Genomic DNA, 22,515 nt, shown 5'->3' on the forward strand with positions numbered 1-22,515 from the left:
ATTATGATTATAGATAGAGACGGTAATATTACCATAATCGCTCAAGAAAAGGCATCAGTAAAAACTTTAGTAAATAATATAGAGCAGGCTTACGATAAGTATAAAGACTATCACCTTATTGTTAGATTATCTAGTTTAGATAAAATTTCTCTAGAAGATATTATTGAATTTTTACGATTAAGTAATAATCACAGAGCAGATAAAAAAAGCTTTGTAGTGGTGTCAGATCAAGTAGATTTAGATCAAATGCCAGATGAAATTGTCGTAGTACCAACCATTACAGAAGCTTACGATATCATTGAAATGGAAGAAATGGAACGCGATTTAGGTTTTTAAAAACTGTTTTATAAGTTTTACTTGTAATTTTTTTAATCCTAAGCCTATAAATTAATTAATGAAATTAACCATTCTCGGTTGCCATAGTGCAACACCACGTACTAATACCAATCCAACTTCACAGGTTTTAGAGATTAAAAATAATATGTTTTTAATTGATTGTGGAGAAGGTACTCAAGTAGAATTGAGACGTAATAAGATTAAGTTTTCTAGAATTAAGCATATTTTTATTTCGCATCTTCATGGAGACCATTATTTTGGACTGGTTGGTTTGGTGAATACATTTAGTCTTTTAACAAGAGAAACAGAACTTCATATTTATGCACCAAAAGGCTTAAAAGAAGTGATAACACTTCAAATGAAATTATCTTCGAGCTGGACAAATTATCCACTTATTTTTCATGAGCTAACCTCTAAAGAATCCCAATTAATATATGAAGATGATAAAGTTGAAGTTCACACTATACCTCTAAAACATCGCATTTATACTAATGGTTTTTTGTTTAAGGAGAAAGAAAATGAACGTAAATTAGATATTAATTTAGTAAATGAAGCTAATATAGATAAAGCATATTTTAGAAAATTAAAACAAGGATTCGATGTAAAAAATGAAGATGGTATCTTAATTGCAAATGAAAAAGTGACTAAAGATCCTTTACCAGCAAAAAGTTATGCTTTTTGTAGTGATACAGTTTATAATGAAGACATCATTCCAATAATAAAGGATTGTAACGTTTTGTATCATGAATCTACTTTCTTAGATAAAAACGAAGATCTGTGTATACCTACCAAACACAGTACAGCAAAGCAGGCAGCTACAATTGCAAAAAAAGCTAATGTAGAAACTTTGATCCTAGGTCATTATTCTACGCGTTACAATGGCTATGAAGCGTTTAAAAATGAAGCACAAACTGTATTTGAACATACTGTTTTAGCTAAAGATGGGAAAGTTTTTAATTTTGACTAATTTCTTTTTTAAATTCGTCAAGATTGATAACCCAGTTGATGGCTTCATTTAAGCTTTTGCATCGTTTTAAACTTTTACTGAAAAATTGTTTTTCTAATGAAGCATTTAAATGGCTAAAATTTGAATACGATACAATGGCACTTGCAACTATAAAATCATATTCTTTATTAAAGTCTACCCAAATTTGAGGATTAAAAGAATAAGAATTATAACGATTAGCGATATAACTGAGCTTATCACCCTTTTTAATATATTTACTACATCTTGTAATTATTTCGCTGGCTATTGTGTAATCTACATGGATACCCTCATTTAATTCTGATACAACAAAATATTTAGTCAGATACAATGTTCCAAACGGAAAAACTTCTTTTTTATATGTAAAACGCTTAGAATATTTACTGTCTTCAAATTTCATTTGTGTCTTTTAATCCTTAAATTTATAGGGAATAAGCCAATTGAAAAAGGAAAAATAGAATTAAAAATCAAATTAAAAGGTAATGCAAACAGACTTAGGTAATTATAGAAAATCTTACGAAAAAGGTGAATTATTAATAGAAAACGTCCCAGAAAATCCTCTAGAATTATTTAGAGATTGGTTCATAGAGGTCGATACACATTTTGATGTAGATGAAACTAATGCAATGACTATTTCTACTATTGGCCTAGATGGCTTCCCAAAGAATAGAGTAGTGCTTCTTAAAAAATATACGTTCGAAGGTTTTATATTCTATACCAATTACGACAGCGAAAAGGGTAAGGCTATTGCAAAAAATCCTAACGTTTGTTTATCCTTTTTTTGGCATGCTGCAGAACGACAAATTATTATTAAAGGGAAAGCTGAAAAAATTTCAGAAAATCTAAGTGATGGCTATTTTGAATCTAGACCAAGAGGAAGTCAATTAGGTGCTGTTGTATCTAACCAAAGTGAAGTTGTAAAAGATAGGGCAGAACTTGAAAATAAATTAAAAGATTTAGGTGCTAAATTTGAAGGTAAAGACATTGAAAGGCCTAAAAATTGGGGAGGCTATATTGTAAAGCCTTCAGCAATAGAATTCTGGCAAGGCAGACCCAATAGACTTCACGATAGAGTTCGTTATCAGTTACAAGAAGATTATAATTGGAAAATAGAGCGTCTAGCACCATAAGTAATTTTGTTTCATTCTTTCTAGTATTGTAAATATAGATTTCTTTTAAGTTGTCTTTTATGCCGTAATTTGAGGTGTATTTATCACAGTCATAGTTCTTTATTTTAATAATATTAAAACATAAGATTTCTTTTAGTGTGTGGCAATAGATTATTTTCCAAATAATTAAATTATCGCTGAAATACATTTTTAAGGCGTTTAAGTGTGTAGGTTTTTGTTAAAAAAGTGTATTTCGTCGATGTTTTGCAATTAAAATCGACAAAATACTTGTTGTTAATCGATTTTAACATTTATTTAACATTTTCAAAAAAGAGTGCTGTTAATTTAGTAATCCCAAACCTAAATTATCTACTTATGAAAGCTTCTAAATTATTTCCGTTTTTGGCTATTATTGTTTTATTTAGTTTAACATCTTGTTCTTCAGAAGAGATTGATGATGATGCTTATACTGCAATTGAAGTACCTGTTGCACCTCAAGCCAAGCAAATAGAAATAGAAATTATGGAGCTTCTTAATTCATACAGAATAGGTGAGGGTTTAAGTCCTTTGCAAAATCATGATACAGTTAAAGCTGTAGCGTATACTCACACAGATTATATGGTGGAAGTAAATAACGTGTCTCATCATAATTTCTTTTTAAGAAAGCAAAGTTTAGAAGCTAATGCCAATGCTAATGTGGTATCAGAAAATGTTGGATACGGTTTTAATTCTGCAGAAGCTGTTGTTAATGCATGGTTAAACAGTCCTAGTCACAAGGTTAATATCGATGGTGATTTTACAGATTTTGATGTTTCCGCTGAGCAAGATGTAAATGGAAAATGGTATTTCACTAACATTTTTATTAAGCGATAGTTTTCTCTTTAACTCCTAATAGAAATAATAGTTGTTTATTATTTAGTTTTCTCTTTTTCATAAACCATTTCAATTTTTATAAATGGCACTGCATATAACTTCTCTTTATGTACAGATTTTTTAGAATGTTTAACCCAATCATTCGAACGAAAACGAGAGTATTTAAGTCTGTGTTTGGTATGTGTATGCAGAATATTTGGTGTAGTAACATACATTGAACTTTTTAGTGTTATATAGTTTGGTTTTACAGTCTCAATACCAATAAAAATGCCTTTTTTTGTAAAAGGAATACCTTTATCCTCTAAATCAATTGCATAATTCTTTTCATGTATTTCTGGCTTTACAATGATATTTTCAAAATGTAAAAGATCACCAGGAAAGCCTAAGGAATCTATATTGTAAAAAGCAATTCTGTAATAGGTTTGGTATGTTTCATAAATGTCTATACTAGAGTCTTTGAGTTTTAAATGCAACTTTACTAGCTTACCTTTTTTATGTTTTGGATTTTCCATTAAAGTGGCCGTTTCGTAGCCAAAGGGAACAGAAGACGGAAATACTTGTTTTCGGTTTCCTGTAGATAGCTTTATCTTATTATTACGAAATGTTCTTTGTGTATTATTAATTAAAACTTCATCTAAGGATTCAACTTTAGGTAACATTTGAATGTTTAAGTCTTCTTGGGTTCTGTCTAAAATATGTGTTACAGCAATTTTCTTGTTATAATATCCAATTAGAGAAATTATTAAAGTGTCTTTTGCAGAAGCTTTAGGTATGTTAAAATTATAAGTACCATCTTCATTACTATAAACGCCATTATTTTTGTTTTTAATAACTAAACTTGCATATGGTAATGTTTCATGGCTAATACTATCTAAAACAATACCTTTTAAGGTTTGAGAAGGTAATAAAAGAGTATTAAGTAATAAGGCTAATATTGAAAAACGTTTCATGCTTTATTATTTATTCTTTTTATTTTATAAAGTTACTTTATTTAACTTGAATTTAATTCTTATGCTATTAAGCAAAAAAAAGCAAGCTCATTACAAGCTTGCTCTTTACTTAGTATAAATTTAGTTTGGGAACTTATTCTTTTTCTTTATCACCATCTACTATGTAGAAATAAGAACGTCGGTTTACTTGGTGTTCTTCTTCTGTACAATTAGAATTGTTACCACATTCATTTAAGAGACGTGTTTCACCAAAACCTCTAGCACTCTCTATTCTACTGGCATCAATACCTCTAGATATAATATACTCTGCTGTAGATTTTGCGCGTTTGTCTGATAATTTTAAATTATACTTATCACGTCCTCTACTATCAGTGTGTGATTCAATTTTAATAACCATTTCAGGGTGTTTACGTAGTACGTCTACAATGTTTTCTAATTCGTATTGTGCATCAGTTCTGATGTTAGATTTATCATAATCGAAGAATATAGGATTTATAATAATCTGACTTTCTAATATTAATGGTTTTAATACGAGATTTATAGTATTAGATTTTTCATTTTCTTTAGATGATGTAATAGTTTGCTGATCTTCTTTATAATCGGGTTTAGTGCCAAGAAGCGTATATGTTTTATCACATTCTATTTCAAAATTGTAAGTTCCATTTTCATCTGTTACAACTTCTGCAATTATTTTACCCGTTTCATCAATGAGTTGCACTGTAACATCAGCCATAATAATTTCTGTTCTATGCTCTGTAGCAATACCAGTAATTAGTTGGTTACACTTACTAATTTTAAAACTGTAAATATCATCACTTCCTTTTCCTTCTGGTCTATTTGAAGAAAAGTAGCCTCTACGGGTATTACTGTCAACAAAAAAAGCAAAATCATCGTAACCACTATTATAAGGCGCACCCAAATTTTCAGGTTCTGAAGCTGAAATTGAATCGTTTTTTAGAATGTTAGATTTAAAAACATCTAATAAACCTAAGTTTAAATGGCCATCAGAAGAAAAGTAGAACGTGCTATCTTGTGCCACAAAAGGAAACATTTCACGTCCTTCGGTATTTATTTTTTCGCCTAAATTAACAGGGTCTCCGTAACTGCCATCTCCTTTAATTTCAATAGAATAGATGTCTGTTTGTCCGATGCCTCCATCGCGATCAGATACAAAATATAATGTTTTATTATCTACACTTAATGAGGGGTGACCTGTAGAATATACATCGTCATTAAAAGGTAATTCTTCAGGATTACTCCATTCTTTTCCTTCTAAAGTTGCTTTATATATTTTAAGGTGTGTTGTACCTTCTTTATCGTATTTTAATCGCTTTTTATGATTTACATTATCTCTAGTAAAATACATAGTTTTACCATCGTTGGTAATTGCAATGGATGCTTCATGATATATAGTATTTATGTCGTCACCTTTTATTTTAGAAGGTGAACGATAAACTTCCATTTTTTCACCATCCTCATTTTCGTTATGAGTAAGGCTTATTTGAAATATATCTAAGAATGGTTCTTTATTCCAATTATAGGTTTTCTTATCCTCACCTCTAGAGGAAGCAAAGTAGAGCGTACTATCTTTTACAAATGAGCCAAAATCTGCTAATTCTGAATTAAATTCTAAATTCTTTATTATGACCATAAGGTCCTCATTTTTTGACGTTAATTTGTCAAAAATATCTACGTCATCTGGGTTATAACCCTTAAGTCTACTATCACCTTTTTGAGCTTCGCTCAATTTTTTAAACCACACATCTGCTTCCTTGTAATTCCCAAGACTTCTTAATGATTGTATGTATTTATAGATATATTCAGCTTCAATATCTTTGTATTCATTTAATGCTTTTTCATACCAATATGCTGCTTTTTCTGAATTAGAATTGTTGTAGTAAGCATCACCAAGCCGTGTTAAAACATGAGCATCTGCTTTTCCTTTTTCAACAACTTTTTCGTATAATTCTATAGCTTTTACATAGCCATAATTATCAAAAAATTTATCTGCCAATTTCGTTTGTGCAAAAGACAACGAACTGCATAAAACTAGAACAAGCGCTAATAATTTGATTTTCATAATACAGTTCTTTTTAGAAATATCTTGGCGATTTAATTCGTTTGCTTTTAAAGACTTCAAACATTAGTAAAATTTCGTGAGTACCACTTGTGTAAGGTGCAATATCTGATATAGGATATTCATAAGCATAACCAACTCTCAATTGTTTTGATACCTGAAAATCTGCAATACCTCCAATAGCAGCTGCATGTTCATTAGCTCTATAGGCTAATCCTGCCCAAAACTTTTCATAGAATAAAAAATTCGCGGAAACATCAAAAGATAGAGGAGCTCCATTAGTTGCTTTTAATAATACTGAAGGTTTTAATTTAGTGCTCTCACTAAGCGTAAAAACATATCCACCAGTAATATAGTAACTCACACGCTCAAAAGCTACAAACTCTTTAATGGCATCACTTCCTTTATTGTAATCTGTATTTAGTATTCTTGGAGCAGATATACCTGCATACCAAAGTTGAGAGTGTAAATATAAACCAGCACCAACATTAGGACTCCAACGGTTAGATATATCATTAAAAAAAGGATCTAAACCACTTACAGAAGGGTCATTTAGTAACTCATCGTCTAATGAGTAATGGGTCATACCTGCTTTTAACCCAAAAGCTAGCTTTGTGTTTTCACTTGGTTTAATAGTATAAGAATAATCTGCATACAAATAGGAAAAGTTTTCATATCCTAATTTATCATTAATAAATGATACTCCTAAGCCCATACGTTCATTACGAAGAGGAGCATGTATAGATAAGGTTTGCGTTTCTGGCCCACCTTCTAAGCCAACCCATTGGCTTCTGTGTAAACCTACAATACTTAACGTTTCTCTACTACCAGCATAAGCCGGATTAATAGAAATGGTATTAAACATGTATTGCGTAAACTGGGGCAATTGCTGTGCAAAAGCGGCAGATACACTCAGAAAGAGTATCGCAATACTTATAAATTTTGATAACTTCATTGGTCGGTTAAGTTTTAATTTGTTGCTACGTATATAGGACCCGTAATTGGTGCTATACCACTTTCTCTTATATTAATGATGTAGAAATATGTTCCAGTTGGGACTTTTCCTGAACTTCCTACAGAAGAGCTGTGTGCATCTCCATTCCAATCATTTTTATAATTATTAGATTTATAAATCTCTGCTCCCCAACGATTGAATATTTGTAGTTCTATCACAAATCCACAATCTTCGATACCAGAAATAGTAAAGAATTCATTATATAGATCTCCATTTGCTGTGACCGTTTTAGAAATCACAAAATCATCTTCACCACAAGCTAATACTACACAATCATCATCAAGGGTTACATTGACTTCTTTTTCTGTAGGACAAGGTCCATCTGTAATAGAGTATAAGAAAGTATAGACTCCAACTTCAGCAGATGAAGGGTCAAATAGACTGCCGTTAATAATAGCATCACCAGCACTGACACTCCATGTACCATCCATATTAAAATCGCCAGTTAATAAGTCGAATAAATCGAATTCTGTATCAAGGATACAACGAGTAGTGTCATACGCACTAATCACGTTGCTAACTTCTACAGTTATATTTTGCGTTAATTCTTCAGTATTTCCACAATCATCACTAACAATCCAAGTTCTAATGATATTATAATCTTCATAATTATTAGCTTGAGTTGATTCTTCATAGAAATCAACTTCAATATTGTTTGAACAAGAATCTTCAAATTCTAAACTTGGTACTGCAGGTACATCATCACAAGCGACTGTTATATTTTGGTCGAAAGGAGTTGTGGCATTTGGTGCATTTGTGTCTTCAACTGAAATAAATTGCGTGTGTTCAGTTACATTGTCACAGCTGTCAATGCTTGTCCATATGCGCTCAATAAAATAATAACCAACACAATCTCCAGTTGTAATCACTTCTTCAAAAGTAACTTCTGCTGTACCACAGTTATCAGTAGCTGTTAATGTTTCAGCTTCTGGAACCGCATCACACTCTACTGTAATATCAGAAGGTAATGTTTCATTAAATGAAGGTGCAGTTGTATCTTGTACAGTTATAAGTTGTTCATGTGTTGTGACATTATCACATTCATCAGTTAAAGTCCAAGTACGTGTAATGACAAAATAGTTAGGACAACTACCATCAGTAGTGCTGTCCATATATTGAGCCTCTATGCTAGTTGAGCAGTTATCGGCTTCGTCAGTAACATCACCTGTTAACGTTAAATTTGTAATATCTACATCACATTCTACAGTTATATCTGCAGGAACAGTGAATGTTGGCGCAGTAGAATCTTCAACTGTTATTACTTGTTCGCCTGTTGCTGAATTTCCGCAAGAATCCGTTGCAGTCCATACTCTTCTTATCGTTTTTGTATTACCACAAGCGGTCTCTACAATATCTTCATAAGTAACTTCAACGGCTATATCACATTCGTCAATCGCTTTTCCTAGTCCAGTATTTTCAGGATCTGAATCTTCATCACATTCAATAGTTACATTTAATGGAACTGTTAATATTGGTGCTAGTGTATCTACTAGAGAATATGTAGCAGATGTTGTGGAGATATTACCACATTCATCAGTTGCGCTAAATATAACTTCAATTGATCCGTTGTCGCAATCTATAGTTGTATTAGAATCATAATTATTAGTCCATGTTACAGCACTACAATTATCAGTAGCTGTTGCTCCTGCATTATTAGCTAACCAATCTTGAAGAGTACTTTCTAAAGTAATTCCACATTCTATTGTTATATTTCCAATGGCAGAATTATCAATAGTAGGAGGTGTTATGTCTTGAACATTAATTGTTTGAGTAAAGGTTGTTGAATTATTACAATTATCTGTTACAGTGAATATTCTCGATATTATTATAGGACAATTGTCAGTTGAAATAATTGTGTCTATATAGGTTATGCTTGCAATATTAAAATCATCAGAAGCATTGTAATCTGGATTTGAATTAAATATTCCAGTTACGTCTATATATTCTGTTTCATTAAACGGGAATACAGCATTAGCGGAATTTATAACATCAATATCACATCCTGAAATGGTTAATGTATCAGGAACTGAAATTGTAGGACTTTCATTATCATTAATTAGAATGGTATTGTTCGTTGTAATAATAAAAGTACATCCATTAGCATCTGTAATTAAGACAGCATATGTTCCTGGACCTAAATTTTCAAACAGACCATCAGGTTCTAATGTAGCTCCATTGTCAATGGAGTAGGTGTATGGAGGAGTTCCTCCAATGGCCTGGGCTGTTAAACTACCAGTATTTTCTGTATCACACTCAGAATTTGATATTTGTGTTATAGATCCAGAAAGCTCATCGGTAGGTTGAGCAATAGTAATGGTTTGTACCACAGGCTCACAAACCGATCCATCCATAGTAACGCTGACAGTATAATTACCAGCAGCAACATTTGTAATAGCACTAGAAGTTACACCAGTATCCGTTTGACCATTAGACCATGTAAAAGTAAAAGTAGCAGTAGGATTAATCACAGAACTTGCAGAGACTGAAGTCGCACCAGTAGCATCATCAAAACAAAGTACGTTAGTTGTGGTTCCAGTTGTCAAAGTGATATCACAATCATTCGTACAAGTAATAGAAATAATTTGAGACGTTGTACAGTCATTCGCATCCGTTACCACAAGCGTATGATCACCTACAGGTAAGTCACTAGCCTCAGCTGAAGTTTGGTTATTAGCCGATGCCGACCATAAATAAGTATAAGGAGGTGTCCCACCAGAAACTACAGGTGTTGCCGTTCCATCAGTACATCCTTGTATCGAAGTAGCGTTAACTTTATTAATCGTAAGAGTTAAAGCTTCGGTAGGTTGAGCAATAGTAATAGTTTGTACCACAGGCTCACAAACCGATCCATCCATAGCAACACTCACAGTATAATTACCAGCAGCAACATTGGTAATAGCACTAGAAGTTACACCAGTATCCGTTTGACCGTTAGACCATGTAAAAGTAAAAGTAGCAGTAGGATTAATCACAGAACTTGCAGATATAGAAGTCGCACCAGTAGCATCACCAAAACAAAGTACGTTAGTTGTGGTTCCTATGGTTAAAGCGGTATCACAATCATCGGTACAAGTAATAGAAATAATTTGAGACGTTGTACAGCCATTCGCATCCGTTACCACAAGCGTATGATCACCTACAGGTAAGTCACTAGCCTCAGCTGAAGTTTGGTTATTAGCCGATGCCGACCATAAATAAGTATAAGGAGGTGTCCCACCAGAAACTACAGGTGTTGCCGTTCCATCAGTACATCCTTGTATCGAAGTAGCGTTAACTTTATTAATCGTAAGAGTTAAAGCTTCGGTAGGTTGAGCAATAGTAATAGTTTGTACCACAGGCTCACAAACCGATCCATCCATAGCAACACTCACAGTATAATTACCAGCAGCAACATTGGTAATAGCACTAGAAGTTACACCAGTATCCGTTTGACCGTTAGACCATGTAAAAGTAAAAGTAGCAGTAGGATTAATCACAGAACTTGCAGATACAGAAGTCGCACCAGTAGCATCACCAAAACAAAGTACGTTAGTTGTGGTTCCTATGGTTAAAGCGGTATCACAATCATCGGTACAAGTAATTTCTATACTCTCTACAGTTTTACACCCATTGTTGTCTGTAATAACAACAGAATGGATACCTACAGGTAAATTAGTAGCGGTTGCAGTAGTTTGGTTACTAGCAGAAGACGACCACTCATAAAAATAAGGTGATGTACCTCCCGATACATTAGCAGTAGCAGTTCCATCGATACAACCTCTTATAGATGTAGCATTTACTTTATCTATAGTAAGACTTAATGGGGTAGCAGGTTCTTCAATATAAATTGTTTCAGAGATGGTACAACCGTTATTATCTTCAACTGTTATTGTATAATTGCCAACACCAATATCTGTTAAATCTTGACTGGTTTCTCCATTACTCCAAGAATAAGAATAAGGCGGTAAACCACCAGTTACATTTATATCAATAGCACCTGTGTTTTGTCCAAAGCAATTCACATCGATTTTAGAACTTACGCTAATTAAAAGAACTGTATGATTAACATTTATAATTTGTGTATGCTCAATATCATTTCCGCAATCATCTTCAGCTAACCAATTTCTTTCTATAGTATAAGATGCATCGCAATTATTACCAATTAATGTTTCTGAAAATATAACATCAATAGTATCATCACAATTATCTGACGCTGTTAAAATTGAAGGTGTTGGAATGCTATTTGAATCTACAGAGATATTTGTAGGTAAGCTTTCGTTAAAGCTTGGATTTGTAGTATCTATAACATTTATTAATTGGGTATCTGATACACTGTTATTACAGTTATCTGTTGCAGTCCAAGTTCTTGTTATAGTTTTAGTATTACCACAAGCAGAAGTTTCTGCATCAGAGTAGGTAATAGTTAAATTACTACAATTATCACTGCCAGTAGCTTCACCTGTATTTATACTAGACTCATCTGAGCCACACTGAATAGTTACATCAGCAGGCACAGTAATAGTTGGAGCAGTAGTATCGGCTACCACAATGTTTTGAGACACTGATGATGAATTTCCACAATCATCAACAAACGTCCATGTTCTAACTATAGTGATATTACAAGGATTGGAATTATCTATAGCATCAACTCCTGAAACAGTTATACTATCCATACAATTATCACTAGCAGTTAATTCACCAGGAGAAGGTACTTCATCAATACATTGAAAAGTTAAATCACCTGGCGCATTAGGCGCAACAGGATTAGTTGTATCGACACTATTAAATGTAGCGGTTGTAGATGTTGAGTTACCACATCCATCTGTAGCTGTAAAAGTCACTGTAGCATTACCTGTTTCACCACAGCCATCAGAAAGTGTAGTAAAATTATGAGACCAACTAACTGTAGAACAATTATCGGTAGCAGCAGCACCACCATTTGTAGCCAACCAAGTTATAAAATCTTCAGTTACGCCACCATCAATATTACATTCGATAGTTTGATCAGAAGCAGCAATAGTTATTGCAGGTGGAGTAGTATCTTGAATAGCATATGTTGCCCTTGTTGTTGCTATATTACCGCAATCGTCAGTAGCTGTAAAGATTACAGTTATTGCTCCATTGGCACAATCTACGTCTGTATTCATAGCGTAGTCATTAGTCCACGTTACACTACCGCAGTTGTCTGAAGCCGTAGCGCCAGCATTATTATCTAGCCAATCTTCTAATGTTCCTTCTGGAGTTACACCACACTGTATTTCGATATTTTGAATATTAGTTACATCAATTATTGGTGCTGTTTTATCTTGAACTGTAATTGATTGTACTGAGGTAGTTGTATTATCACATCCATCTGTCAAAGACCAAGTACGGGTGATCACAGATTCGTTAGCACAACTACCATTAGTAATTGTATCTGTAAACGTTGCTTCTAAACCGTTAGAGCAGTTATCCGCTTCATCCGTAACATCACCAGTTATAGCAACGTCAGTGGCATCGTCATCACAATCAATAGTGATATCCGAAGGCACTGTAAATGTAGGCGCAGTTGTATCTACAACGTTAATGGTCTGCACATGTGTTGTTGTATTATTACAATCATCAGTTAAAGTCCAAGTACGTGTAATAGTTTCTGCGTTAGCACAGCTCGCATTAGCTATACTATCTGTATATCTTGCTTCTAAATTTGAGGAGCAGTTGTCATTTTCATCTAAAACATCACCAGTAATTGTAAGATCACTAGCATCGACATCACATTCGATTGTTATCTCTTCAGGTACAGTGAATGTAGGAGCTGTAGTATCAGTTACTATAATATTTTGCGACACTGAAGATGAATTTCCACAATCATCAATAAACGTCCATGTTCTTAAAATAGTTATGCTACATGGATTAGAATTATCAACACTATCAACTCCTGTAGCAGTTATATTACTCATGCAATTATCACTAGCAGTTAATTGACCAGGAGAAGGTACTTCATCAATACATTGAAAAGTTAAATCACCTGGAGCAGTAGGAGCGACAGGGTTAGTTGTATCACTATTATTAAATGTAGCCGTTGTAGATGTTGAGTTACCACAACCATCAGTGGCTGTAAAAGTCACTGTTGCAGAACCTGTTTCACCACAACCACCAGAAAGAGAAGTGAAATTATTAGACCAGATAACAGCAGAACAATCATCCGTAGCAGAGGCACCACCATTTGTATCTAGCCAAGATTGAATACTTTGACTTGAATTACTATCAATATTACATTCAATTGTTCTATCAGAAGCAGGATTTGCTATAACAGGTGGTGTTGTATCTTGAATAGTGTAAGTTGCACTTGTTGTAGAAGCATTTCCACAATCATCAGTAGCAGTAAATATTACTGTTGTTGATGAAGAACAATCAGAAACACCATCACTATAATTATTTGACCATGTTATATTTCCGCACGTGTCTGAAGCTGTAGCATTACCATTATTATCTAACCAAGCTTGTAAAGTTCCAATAGGAGTTACACCACATTCAATCATTATATTAGAAGCAGATGCATCTATTGTAGGAGGTGTTGTATCTTCTATAGTTATCGTTTGATCTAATGATTTAGTATTACCACAATCATCAGTAGCAGTCCATGTTCTAGTAATTGTTTCTGTATTACCACAATTAGCATCTGATGCATCGCTGTAAGAGATTGTTACGTTACCACAAGAGTCACTTCCGGTAGCAGTACCAGTAGCAGAAGGAGCAGTAGGGTTTGTGCATTCTATAGTAACATCACCAGGTATAGTTAAAGTTGGTGATGTAGTATCGACAACATTAATGATTTGGACACGTGTTCTTGTATTATTACAATCATCAGTCAACGACCAAGTACGTGTAATTGTTTCTGTGTTGTTGCAGCTACCATTAACCACACTATCCGTATATGTTGCTTGTAGACCAGATGAACAATTGTCGTTTTCATTTGTTACATCACCAGTATTAGCACTAGATATATCTTCACCACATTGAATAGTTATATCTGCAGGTTCAGTAAATGTAGGAGCTACAGTATCAGCTACGGTAATGTTTTGCGATACTGAAGTTGAATTTCCACAGTCATCAATAAATGTCCATGTTCTTGTAATAGTTATGTTACAAGGATTAGAATTATCAACATTATCAACTCCTGTAACAGTTATATTACTCATGCAATTATCACTAGCAGTTAATTGACCAGGTGCAGGCACATCTTCAATACAATTGTAATATGAATCAGCAGGAGCATTGGGAGCGACAGGGTTAGTTGTATCACTATTATTAAATGTAGCCGTTGTAGTTGTTGAGTTACCACAACCATCAGTGGCTGTAAAAATCACTGTGGCAGATCCTGTTTCGCCACATCCACCAGATAGGGAGGTGAAATTATTAGTCCAAATTATTTCAGAACAATCATCTGTAGCAGTAGCACCACCGTTTGTACCTAACCAATTTTCAATACTTTGAGTTGCATTACTATCAATATTACATTCAATTATTTGATCAGAAGCAGCAACTGTTATCACTGGAGGTGTTGTATCTTGAATAGTATATGAAGCGTTTGTTGTAGAAGTGTTACCACAATCATCTGTAGCTGTAAACATTACAGTTATTGATGAAGAACAATCTGAAATACCAGCGTTATAATTATTTGACCATGTTACATTTCCACAGGTATCTGAGGCTGCAGCACCACCATTATTATCTAACCAAGCTTCTAAAGTTCCATCTGGCGTTACACCACATTCAATCATTATTTGAGAAGCAGGTGTATCTATTGTAGGCGGTGTTGTATCTTGTACAGTTATTATTTGATCTAATGATGCAGTATTACCACAGTCATCAGTAGCATTCCAAGTTCTAGTAATTGTTTCTGTATTACCACAATTAGCATCCGATGTATCGTTATAAGAGATTGTTACGTTACCACAAGAGTCACTTGCTGTAGCAGTACCAGTAACAGAAGGATCAGTAGGATTTGTACATTCTATAGTAACATCACTAGGTGTAATTAAAGTAGGTGCTGTTGTATCTACAATATTAATAATCTGCACATGTCTTCTAGTATTATCACAATCATCAGTTAGAGACCAGGTACGTGTAATAGTTTCTGTGTTAGCACAGCTACCATTTGTTACACTATCCGTATATGTTGCCTCTAGACCAGAAGAGCAGTTGTCCTTTTCGTTTGTAACATCACCAGTGATGGTAAGATCATTAGCATCAACACCACATTGAATATTTATATCCGCAGGCACAGTAAAAAATGGAGCAATAGTGTCAGCTACTACAATATTTTGCGATATTGAAGATGAGTTTCCACAATCATCTGTAAACGTCCACGTTCTTATAATAGTTATGTTACAAGGATTAGAATTATCAATATTATCAACTCCCGTAGCTGTAATAGTATTCATGCAATTATCAGTTGCAGTTAATTGACTAGTAGAAGGTACTTCATCAATACATTGTAAATTTAAATCGTTTGGAGCACTAGGAGCGATAGGGTTAGTTGTATCACTACTATTAAATGTAGCTGTTGTAGACGTTGAGTTACCACAACCATCTGTTGCAGTAAAAATCACTGTAGCAGAGCCTGTTTCTCCACAACCTCCCGAAAGTGATGTGAAATTATTAGACCAAATAATAGCAGAACAATCATCTGTAGCAGTAGCACCACCATTTGTATCTAGCCATGTTTGAACATTTTGAGTTGAACTAATATTACATTCAATTGATTGATCAGAGGCAGAATTTGTTATTACTGGAGGTGTTGTATCTTGAATAGCATATGTAGCACTTGTTGTAGAAGTATTACCACAATCATCGGTAGCAGTAAATATAACTGTTGTTGATGAAGAACAATCTGAAACACCATCACTATAATTATTAGACCATGTTACATTACCACAATTATCTGAGGCTATAGCACCACCATTATTATCTAACCAAGTTTGTAGTGTTCCATCAGGTGTTACGCCACATTCAATCATTATTTGAGACGCAGACGTATCAATTGTAGGAGGGATTGTATCATTAATAGTAATTTGCTGGGTAACATTAATTGAATTACCACAATCATCGGTAACACTATAAGTTCTTGTAATTGTTTCTGGACATGATAAATTATTAGAAACATCCGAAATAAAAGCAACTGTAGGTTGTGCAGTCACATTATCCATTTCATCATCAACATCTTCAATATCGAATTCAGGAACATCATCTATGCATTGAACACTTATAGGATCTAGGTTAGAAGCTGTAGGAGCTTCGGTATCATTCGCAATAATTTCGAAATAAACGTTTTCTGAACAATTATTTGAATCTGTTACTTCAACAACATAATTTCCAATGCTTAAATTATTAAAAGTATTTGAAGTTTGAGATGAGCCACCATCTAAAGCATAACTATAAGGTGGATTTCCATTTGTGGCAGAAATGCTTACTGAACCATTTGAATCGTCAACACAATCAGCATTTGATTTTGATGCTACTGAAGCATCTAGATCAGTAATCATTAAACTTATGGAACCTGCTGGTGATGAACAAAGGTCATCTGGGTTGTAATAAAACACGTAATAGGTGCCAGGTGTATTTACAACTGTATTAGCTATATGTGATGCTGTATTTAAAGGATCTGGATCTGTACTCCAAGTTAATGAAGAACCTGCTGGTCCCGTTGATGTTATATAATCATTTAAGTCCACTGAGAATGCATCGCAAAAAACATCCAAACCGTTGTTATCTGTATCTATGTGTTCTTCTGCCATGGTAGGTGGTACAGCATATCCTTCAAGACTTAACCTTAAACCATCAACTAATACCACAGACTTTCCAAGGCTTTGAGTTTGATAAAATACATTTACTGTACCTGAATTATCAGACTGAAAAGTAATACAAATTGTTTCCCAATATGGATCAATATCTGTCCAACCACCTGGGTTTTGAAAAGGTCCCGTTGTTGCAGTTGATAAGCTATTTGGAAAATCTGATAAAGGGTGAACAGTTAAATCATCTTCATTATAAGTTAAGGGGTCAGAAATTTGGACACCACCAGAACCTATACCAAAATTTAGGTCTGGACTAAACTCTACAAAACTACCATCACTATTACTATAACGAGGAATAACAGCAATTTCAAAACACACACGGTAAGTTGCATTTGGGAGCACTGTTAAATCTTGCTCAATACCTTCAAATTTATATGAAAAAATAGAAAATCCACCTCCATCTGGCGAAGGCGATATAATAGCTGGTGTATCAATATTAGCGTCTATATTTGAATATGAAATATATTGCCCTTCAGAATAATCTACAGTACCTTGATCATTCCAGCAATCATATACAATATCAGCAGAATAAGCACTTCCATCTACAGCCGTCTGAAAGTCTTGAGGTAACCCGTTATTATTAGGTGATATATCAACAGCATTAAAAGAACCACAAGTAATAACATTACAAGTTCCCACGGGATTAGTTTCAGAAGACCTTTGACTATAACTTGAAAATGATTTATTCTCATTATATGTGTTGGCACGTTTTTTTAGTACCTCCATGTAATCTTTCAATTCTTTCTCTGATAATTTACCTGTTTTAGGCCAATAATCAGATTCTTTTTCAAATCGTTCTTGTGCAAACCCATTATTTATAAATAATAATGAAACAACACAAATTGTTAATAACTTGAAAAAAGATGAAGTAAAGCTATTTTTCATATTTTATAGATATAACTTATCATGCAAATGATGCTGTTAAAACTAAATAGGCCTAAAACCATAGCTTAAAAGCCACAGTATAAACTACTTCGTTGAAAACAACATAATTATTTGTTCTTTGTTAAATAAATAGAGGGAAGTACTTTAATGCAAATTAAATATATAATGGATTAATATATTTTTTGATTTGAAATCATTTACATTAAATTTACCTAACAAAAGAACTTATAACTAATATCATAAACAAACATTAGAGTTAAGGCGGCAATTTAATCGTTAAAACGGAATTACGCAACCTTTTATCGTAAAAATTTGCACTTAAACGATATTGTATGAAAAGTATTACATTTATTAGACATGGCAAATCGTCTTGGGAACATGACGTAACCGACAGAGAAAGACCATTAAAAGCTAGAGGTGTTAACGACATTAAACTAGTTGTTAATCAGTATGTTAAAACGAAAAATTTACCTAAAAATATTTTTTCTAGCCCAGCAAATAGAGCACTTAGTACGTGTAAAATATTCCTAAAAGCATTAAATATTCCGGAAAATAAAATTAAAGTTGTTGAGGAGTTGTATGATTTTGAAGGGCAAAATGTGGTTAATTTTGTAAAAAAATTATCAAATGAAACAAAAGATGTTATGATATTTGGTCATAATAACGCATTAACATCAATTTCTAATATATTTGGAGACGTTTTTATAGATAATCTTCCAACGAGTGGTTTAGTAAAAATCAATTTTGAAATCGATGATTGGAAAGATTTAAAACAAGGCACAACTGAATTTATAATTATTCCAAAGGAATTAAAGTAATGATAAAAGAAAAAAACATATATATTAATAGAGAATTAAGCTGGTTAAAATTTAATGAGCGTGTTTTACAAGAAGCAGCCGATAAAGATGTTCCTTTAATAGAACGTCTGCGTTTTTTAGGAATATTTTCTAACAATTTAGATGAATTCTTTAAAGTAAGGTATGCTACAGTAAAACGAATATATGAAGCAGGCAAAGGTGGTAAAAGTGAATTAGGAGGTATTAAGGCTGGTGATCTATTAGAAGAAATAACGCAAATCGTTATAAAACAACAAAGTTATAGTTTAGAAATTCTAGATGAAATTGAAAAAGAACTAGAAAAAGAGAATATTTATTTAATAAATGAAACAGAGATTACCGAGGATCATCATGATTTTATCATGAATTATTTTTACCAAGAAATTAGTCCAGCTTTAGTAGTTATAATGCTTAATGAAGATATTGCATTGCCAGAGTTAATGGATATTTCGGCATATTTAACCGTAAAAATGTCAAATTCTAATGGTAAAGATCAGGTTGCTTTAATTGAGATATCGTCAACCATGGATCGTTTTGTGGTATTACCTAGTAAAGGAGAAAGTAATTATATTATAATGGTAGATGATATTTTAAGATATTGTTTAGACGATATATTTAGCATCTTTACTTACGATAGTATCAGTGCACACATGATTAAAATTACACGAGATGGAGAATTAGATTTCGATAGTGATTTAAGTAAAAGCTTTATAGATAAACTTTCAGAAAGTGTAAAAGATAGGCAAAGTGGTGCTCCGGTGCGATTTGTTTATGATAAAAATATAGAGGAAGATACGCTAAACATTCTTTTAGAGCGTATGTCTATTGATGAGAAAGAAAGCATGATTCCTGGTGGTCGTTACCATAATAGAAGGGATTACATGAGTTTTCCAAGTTTAGGTAGAACCGATTTACTATACGATAAAATAAAACCTTTACCTGTAAAAGGGTTGAATTTAGAAGATAGTATTTTTAAAACTATAGCTAAAAAAGACTATTTAATCTACACACCATATCATACGTTTTCATATATCGTAAAATTTTTAAGGGAAGCTGCACTAGACCCAACAGTAAAAACTATAAAAATTACTATATATAGATTAGCGCAAATATCTCATGTGGCTAGTTCTTTAATTAATGCGGCTAAAAACGGAAAAAAAGTAACGGTCTCTATTGAGCTTAGAGCGCGATTTGATGAAGCTGCAAATATTAATTATGCCGAACAGATGCAAGATGTAGGTATAAAAATGTTCTTTGGAGTATCAGGTTTAAAAGTACATTGTAAAATGTGTGTTATAGAACGCGAAGAAAATCATAAGCTCGTAAGATATGGTTTTATTAGTACAGGAAACTTTAATGAATCTACAGCCAAAATCTATACGGATTTTACATTAATGACTGCAGATTCAAAAATTTTAAAAGATGTAAATAAAGTATTTGATTTCTTTGAAGTAAATTATAAAGTAAATAGATATAAACATATTATTACATCACCACACTATACAAAAAGTAAGATTTTTGCTTTAATAGATAAAGAAATAGATACTGCCAAAAGTGGAAAACCAGCTTATATAAAACTAAAAATGAATAGCATTAGTAGCTATAAAATGATAGATAAATTATATGAAGCCAGCAGAGCAGGAGTAAAAATACAAATGATTGTTAGAGGTCTTTGCTGTTTAGTACCTGGTGTAAAGGGGATGAGTGAGAATATTGAAATTATAAGTATAATTGATAAATTCTTAGAGCATACAAGATTGTATATCTTTTCTAATCAAAATAACCCTAAAATTTATATATCTTCTGCTGATTGGATGACTAGAAATATTGATAATAGAGTAGAAGTAAGCTGTCCTATCTATGATGAAGACATAAAACAAGAACTACAACATTTGTATGACATTTGTTGGAATGACAACGTAAAAGCGCGAGTAATAAACGAAAGCCAAGATAATAAGTATCGTAGAAATGATAATCCAAAGGTGAGAGCGCAATTCGATACTTATAACTATTATTTAAATAAATTAGAAGGATAAATATGCTGAAGATACAAAAATATGCAGCTATAGATATTGGGTCTAATGCCGTAAGATTATTAATATCTAATATTATTGAGCAAGATGACGAACCACCTATATTTAAAAAAAATTCATTAGTTCGTGTACCAATTAGATTAGGTGCAGATGTGTTTCTTAAAGGTGAAATATCAGAATATAACCAAGAACGCATGCTTGATACAATGAAAGCTTTTAGTCTAATTATAAAGTCTCATGGTGTTAAGAGATATAAAGCCTGTGCAACTTCGGCAATGAGAGAAGCTAGTAATAGTGCTCCTTTATCAGAAAAAATATTTGAAACCAGTGGTATTAATATTGATATTATTGATGGTGAAGAAGAAGCAGCCATTATTGCAGCAACAGATTTAAATACTTTCATAAATCCCAATAAATCCTATTTGTACGTAGATGTTGGTGGAGGTAGTACTGAGTTTTCTATAATCCATAATGGCGAGAAAAAGCAATCTAGGTCTTTTAAAATAGGAACGGTTAGATTATTAAATGATATCGTTAAAAATGAAACTTGGCAAGAATTAGAACAATGGATTAAAGCCAATACTAAACAATATGATAAAATAGAGCTTATTGGTTCTGGTGGAAACATTAATAAGATTTTTAAAATATCTGGAAAAGATGTTGGTAAACCGCTAACGTATTTTTACTTAACTAGCTATTATAAAATGCTTCAAAATTATTCTTACGAGGAGCGTATTACGAAGTTAAATTTAAATCAAGATAGAGCAGATGTAATAATTCCGGCGACAAGAATTTATTTATCAGCCATGAAATGGAGTGGTGCAAAAGATATATATGTGCCAAAAATTGGACTTTCAGATGGGATTATAAAAAGTATGTTTTATGAGACCGTTTCTAGTGTAATTGTTTAACCTTCTAGTAAAAAAGGGTTCATTTATCCGATTTATTTTTAAAAACAGATAAGGATTTTAGATTTTTTATATATTAGACCTCTCAAATTGAAGATTATGAAAAAATATTTGCTTGCCTTTATTTTAGTTAGTGTTACCACAGTAGCAATGTCACAAGATACCAGATATGGTGTTAGAGGAGCATTAAATGTATCTAACTTAGATTTTACACCAGATGCGGAATTTGAAAACAAACACAGAAATGGATTTGCATTTGCTGGGTTTGTAGATTTTGAGTTGTCAGATAAACTAGCGTTGTCTACTGAGTTACAATGGTCTGCCGAAGGTGGTAAAAGTGAGGAACTGAGAGCTGATTACATTCATTTACCAATTCTATTTAAAATTTCAATGACAGATCGTCTAATTTTAGCAGTAGGACCAAAGGTAGGTCTAAAGACGTGGAAAGATAGAGATTTATTTTCAACGGCTTCGTTTTCTTTAGTAGGTGGATTAGAATATATGATTACAGACGAGTTTTTTATAGACGCAAGGGTTTCTTACGGTATTACAAATGTTATCGATCAAGATTTAAAAAAACTAGAAGCTAAAAATCACGTATTACAATTTGGTTTTGGTATGAAAATATAAATTAGATGTTATATATAAAAAAAGCCTTTCAATATTGAAAGGCTTTTTTTATGCTATTAC

13 protein-coding genes are annotated in these 22,515 nt (G+C 32.9%); 8 read left to right on the forward strand and 5 right to left on the reverse strand.

Features of this window, described 5'->3' with window-relative positions:
• Positions 1–3: 3 nt before the first annotated feature.
• Entirely contained in the window at positions 4–336 is a 333-nt protein-coding gene (locus ACJJVO_RS03835) for a ribonuclease Z (RefSeq protein WP_405570669.1), read from the forward strand.
• 58 nt (positions 337–394) lie between these two features.
• Positions 395–1,303, forward strand: coding sequence for a ribonuclease Z (locus ACJJVO_RS03840; protein WP_405570672.1), 909 nt, complete (start codon positions 395–397; stop codon positions 1,301–1,303).
• Here ACJJVO_RS03840 and ACJJVO_RS03845 read toward each other — a convergent pair.
• On the reverse strand, positions 1,290–1,721 hold the full coding sequence (locus ACJJVO_RS03845; protein WP_405570675.1) for a hypothetical protein: 432 nt from the start codon (positions 1,719–1,721) through the stop codon (positions 1,290–1,292). The two genes, ACJJVO_RS03840 and ACJJVO_RS03845, sit on opposite strands and share 14 nt — an antisense overlap.
• 82 nt (positions 1,722–1,803) lie before the next feature.
• Between ACJJVO_RS03845 and pdxH the strand changes: the two genes are divergently transcribed.
• Both pdxH and ACJJVO_RS03855 read left to right on the forward strand, forming a co-directional pair.
• Positions 1,804–2,451, forward strand: a complete 648-nt coding sequence (gene pdxH, locus ACJJVO_RS03850; protein WP_405570677.1) for a pyridoxamine 5'-phosphate oxidase — start codon at positions 1,804–1,806, stop codon at positions 2,449–2,451.
• A gap of 354 nt (positions 2,452–2,805) precedes the next feature.
• Positions 2,806–3,303 carry a CAP domain-containing protein gene (locus tag ACJJVO_RS03855; protein ID WP_405570680.1) on the forward strand — a complete coding sequence of 166 codons (498 nt, stop codon included), beginning with the start codon at positions 2,806–2,808 and terminating at the stop codon, positions 3,301–3,303.
• A 38-nt stretch (positions 3,304–3,341) separates the two neighbouring features.
• Here ACJJVO_RS03855 and ACJJVO_RS03860 read toward each other — a convergent pair whose 3' ends face one another.
• The 4 genes from ACJJVO_RS03860 to ACJJVO_RS03875 form a co-directional block, all read right to left on the reverse strand.
• On the reverse strand, positions 3,342–4,253 hold the full coding sequence (locus tag ACJJVO_RS03860) for a carboxypeptidase-like regulatory domain-containing protein (RefSeq protein WP_405570682.1): 912 nt from the start codon (positions 4,251–4,253) through the stop codon (positions 3,342–3,344).
• Between the two features lie 133 nt (positions 4,254–4,386).
• Positions 4,387–6,333, reverse strand: a complete 1,947-nt coding sequence (locus tag ACJJVO_RS03865; RefSeq protein WP_405570684.1) for an OmpA family protein — start codon at positions 6,331–6,333, stop codon at positions 4,387–4,389.
• A gap of 13 nt (positions 6,334–6,346) precedes the next feature.
• Complete coding sequence (locus tag ACJJVO_RS03870) at positions 6,347–7,285, reverse strand: type IX secretion system membrane protein PorP/SprF (RefSeq protein ID WP_405570687.1); 939 nt, start codon at positions 7,283–7,285, stop codon at positions 6,347–6,349.
• 14 nt (positions 7,286–7,299) lie between these two features.
• On the reverse strand, positions 7,300–18,048 hold the full coding sequence (locus ACJJVO_RS03875) for a gliding motility-associated C-terminal domain-containing protein (RefSeq protein WP_405570690.1): 10,749 nt from the start codon (positions 18,046–18,048) through the stop codon (positions 7,300–7,302).
• 332 nt (positions 18,049–18,380) lie between these two features.
• On the opposite strand from ACJJVO_RS03875, the gene ACJJVO_RS03880 reads away from it, so the two are divergent.
• The 4 genes from ACJJVO_RS03880 to ACJJVO_RS03895 all read left to right on the forward strand — a co-directional run bounded on the left by ACJJVO_RS03880 (position 18,381) and on the right by ACJJVO_RS03895 (position 22,455).
• The gene (locus ACJJVO_RS03880; protein ID WP_405570692.1) at positions 18,381–18,866 is read left to right on the forward strand and encodes a SixA phosphatase family protein; all 486 of its coding nucleotides are present in this window, start codon (positions 18,381–18,383) and stop codon (positions 18,864–18,866) included.
• A complete protein-coding gene (gene ppk1 / locus ACJJVO_RS03885; RefSeq protein WP_405570694.1) occupies positions 18,866–20,920 on the forward strand; it encodes a polyphosphate kinase 1 in 2,055 nt (684 codons plus the stop codon). The genes ACJJVO_RS03880 and ppk1 overlap by 1 nt, the downstream gene beginning before the upstream one ends.
• A gap of 2 nt (positions 20,921–20,922) precedes the next feature.
• Complete coding sequence (locus ACJJVO_RS03890; protein ID WP_405570697.1) at positions 20,923–21,828, forward strand: Ppx/GppA phosphatase family protein; 906 nt, start codon at positions 20,923–20,925, stop codon at positions 21,826–21,828.
• A gap of 96 nt (positions 21,829–21,924) precedes the next feature.
• A complete protein-coding gene (locus ACJJVO_RS03895; RefSeq protein ID WP_405570700.1) occupies positions 21,925–22,455 on the forward strand; it encodes a porin family protein in 531 nt (176 codons plus the stop codon).
• Positions 22,456–22,515 lie beyond the last annotated feature (60 nt).

It is taken from the genome of Winogradskyella sp. Asnod2-B02-A, assembly GCF_045063645.1.
In the GTDB taxonomy this organism is placed as follows: Bacteria; Bacteroidota; Bacteroidia; order Flavobacteriales; family Flavobacteriaceae; genus Winogradskyella.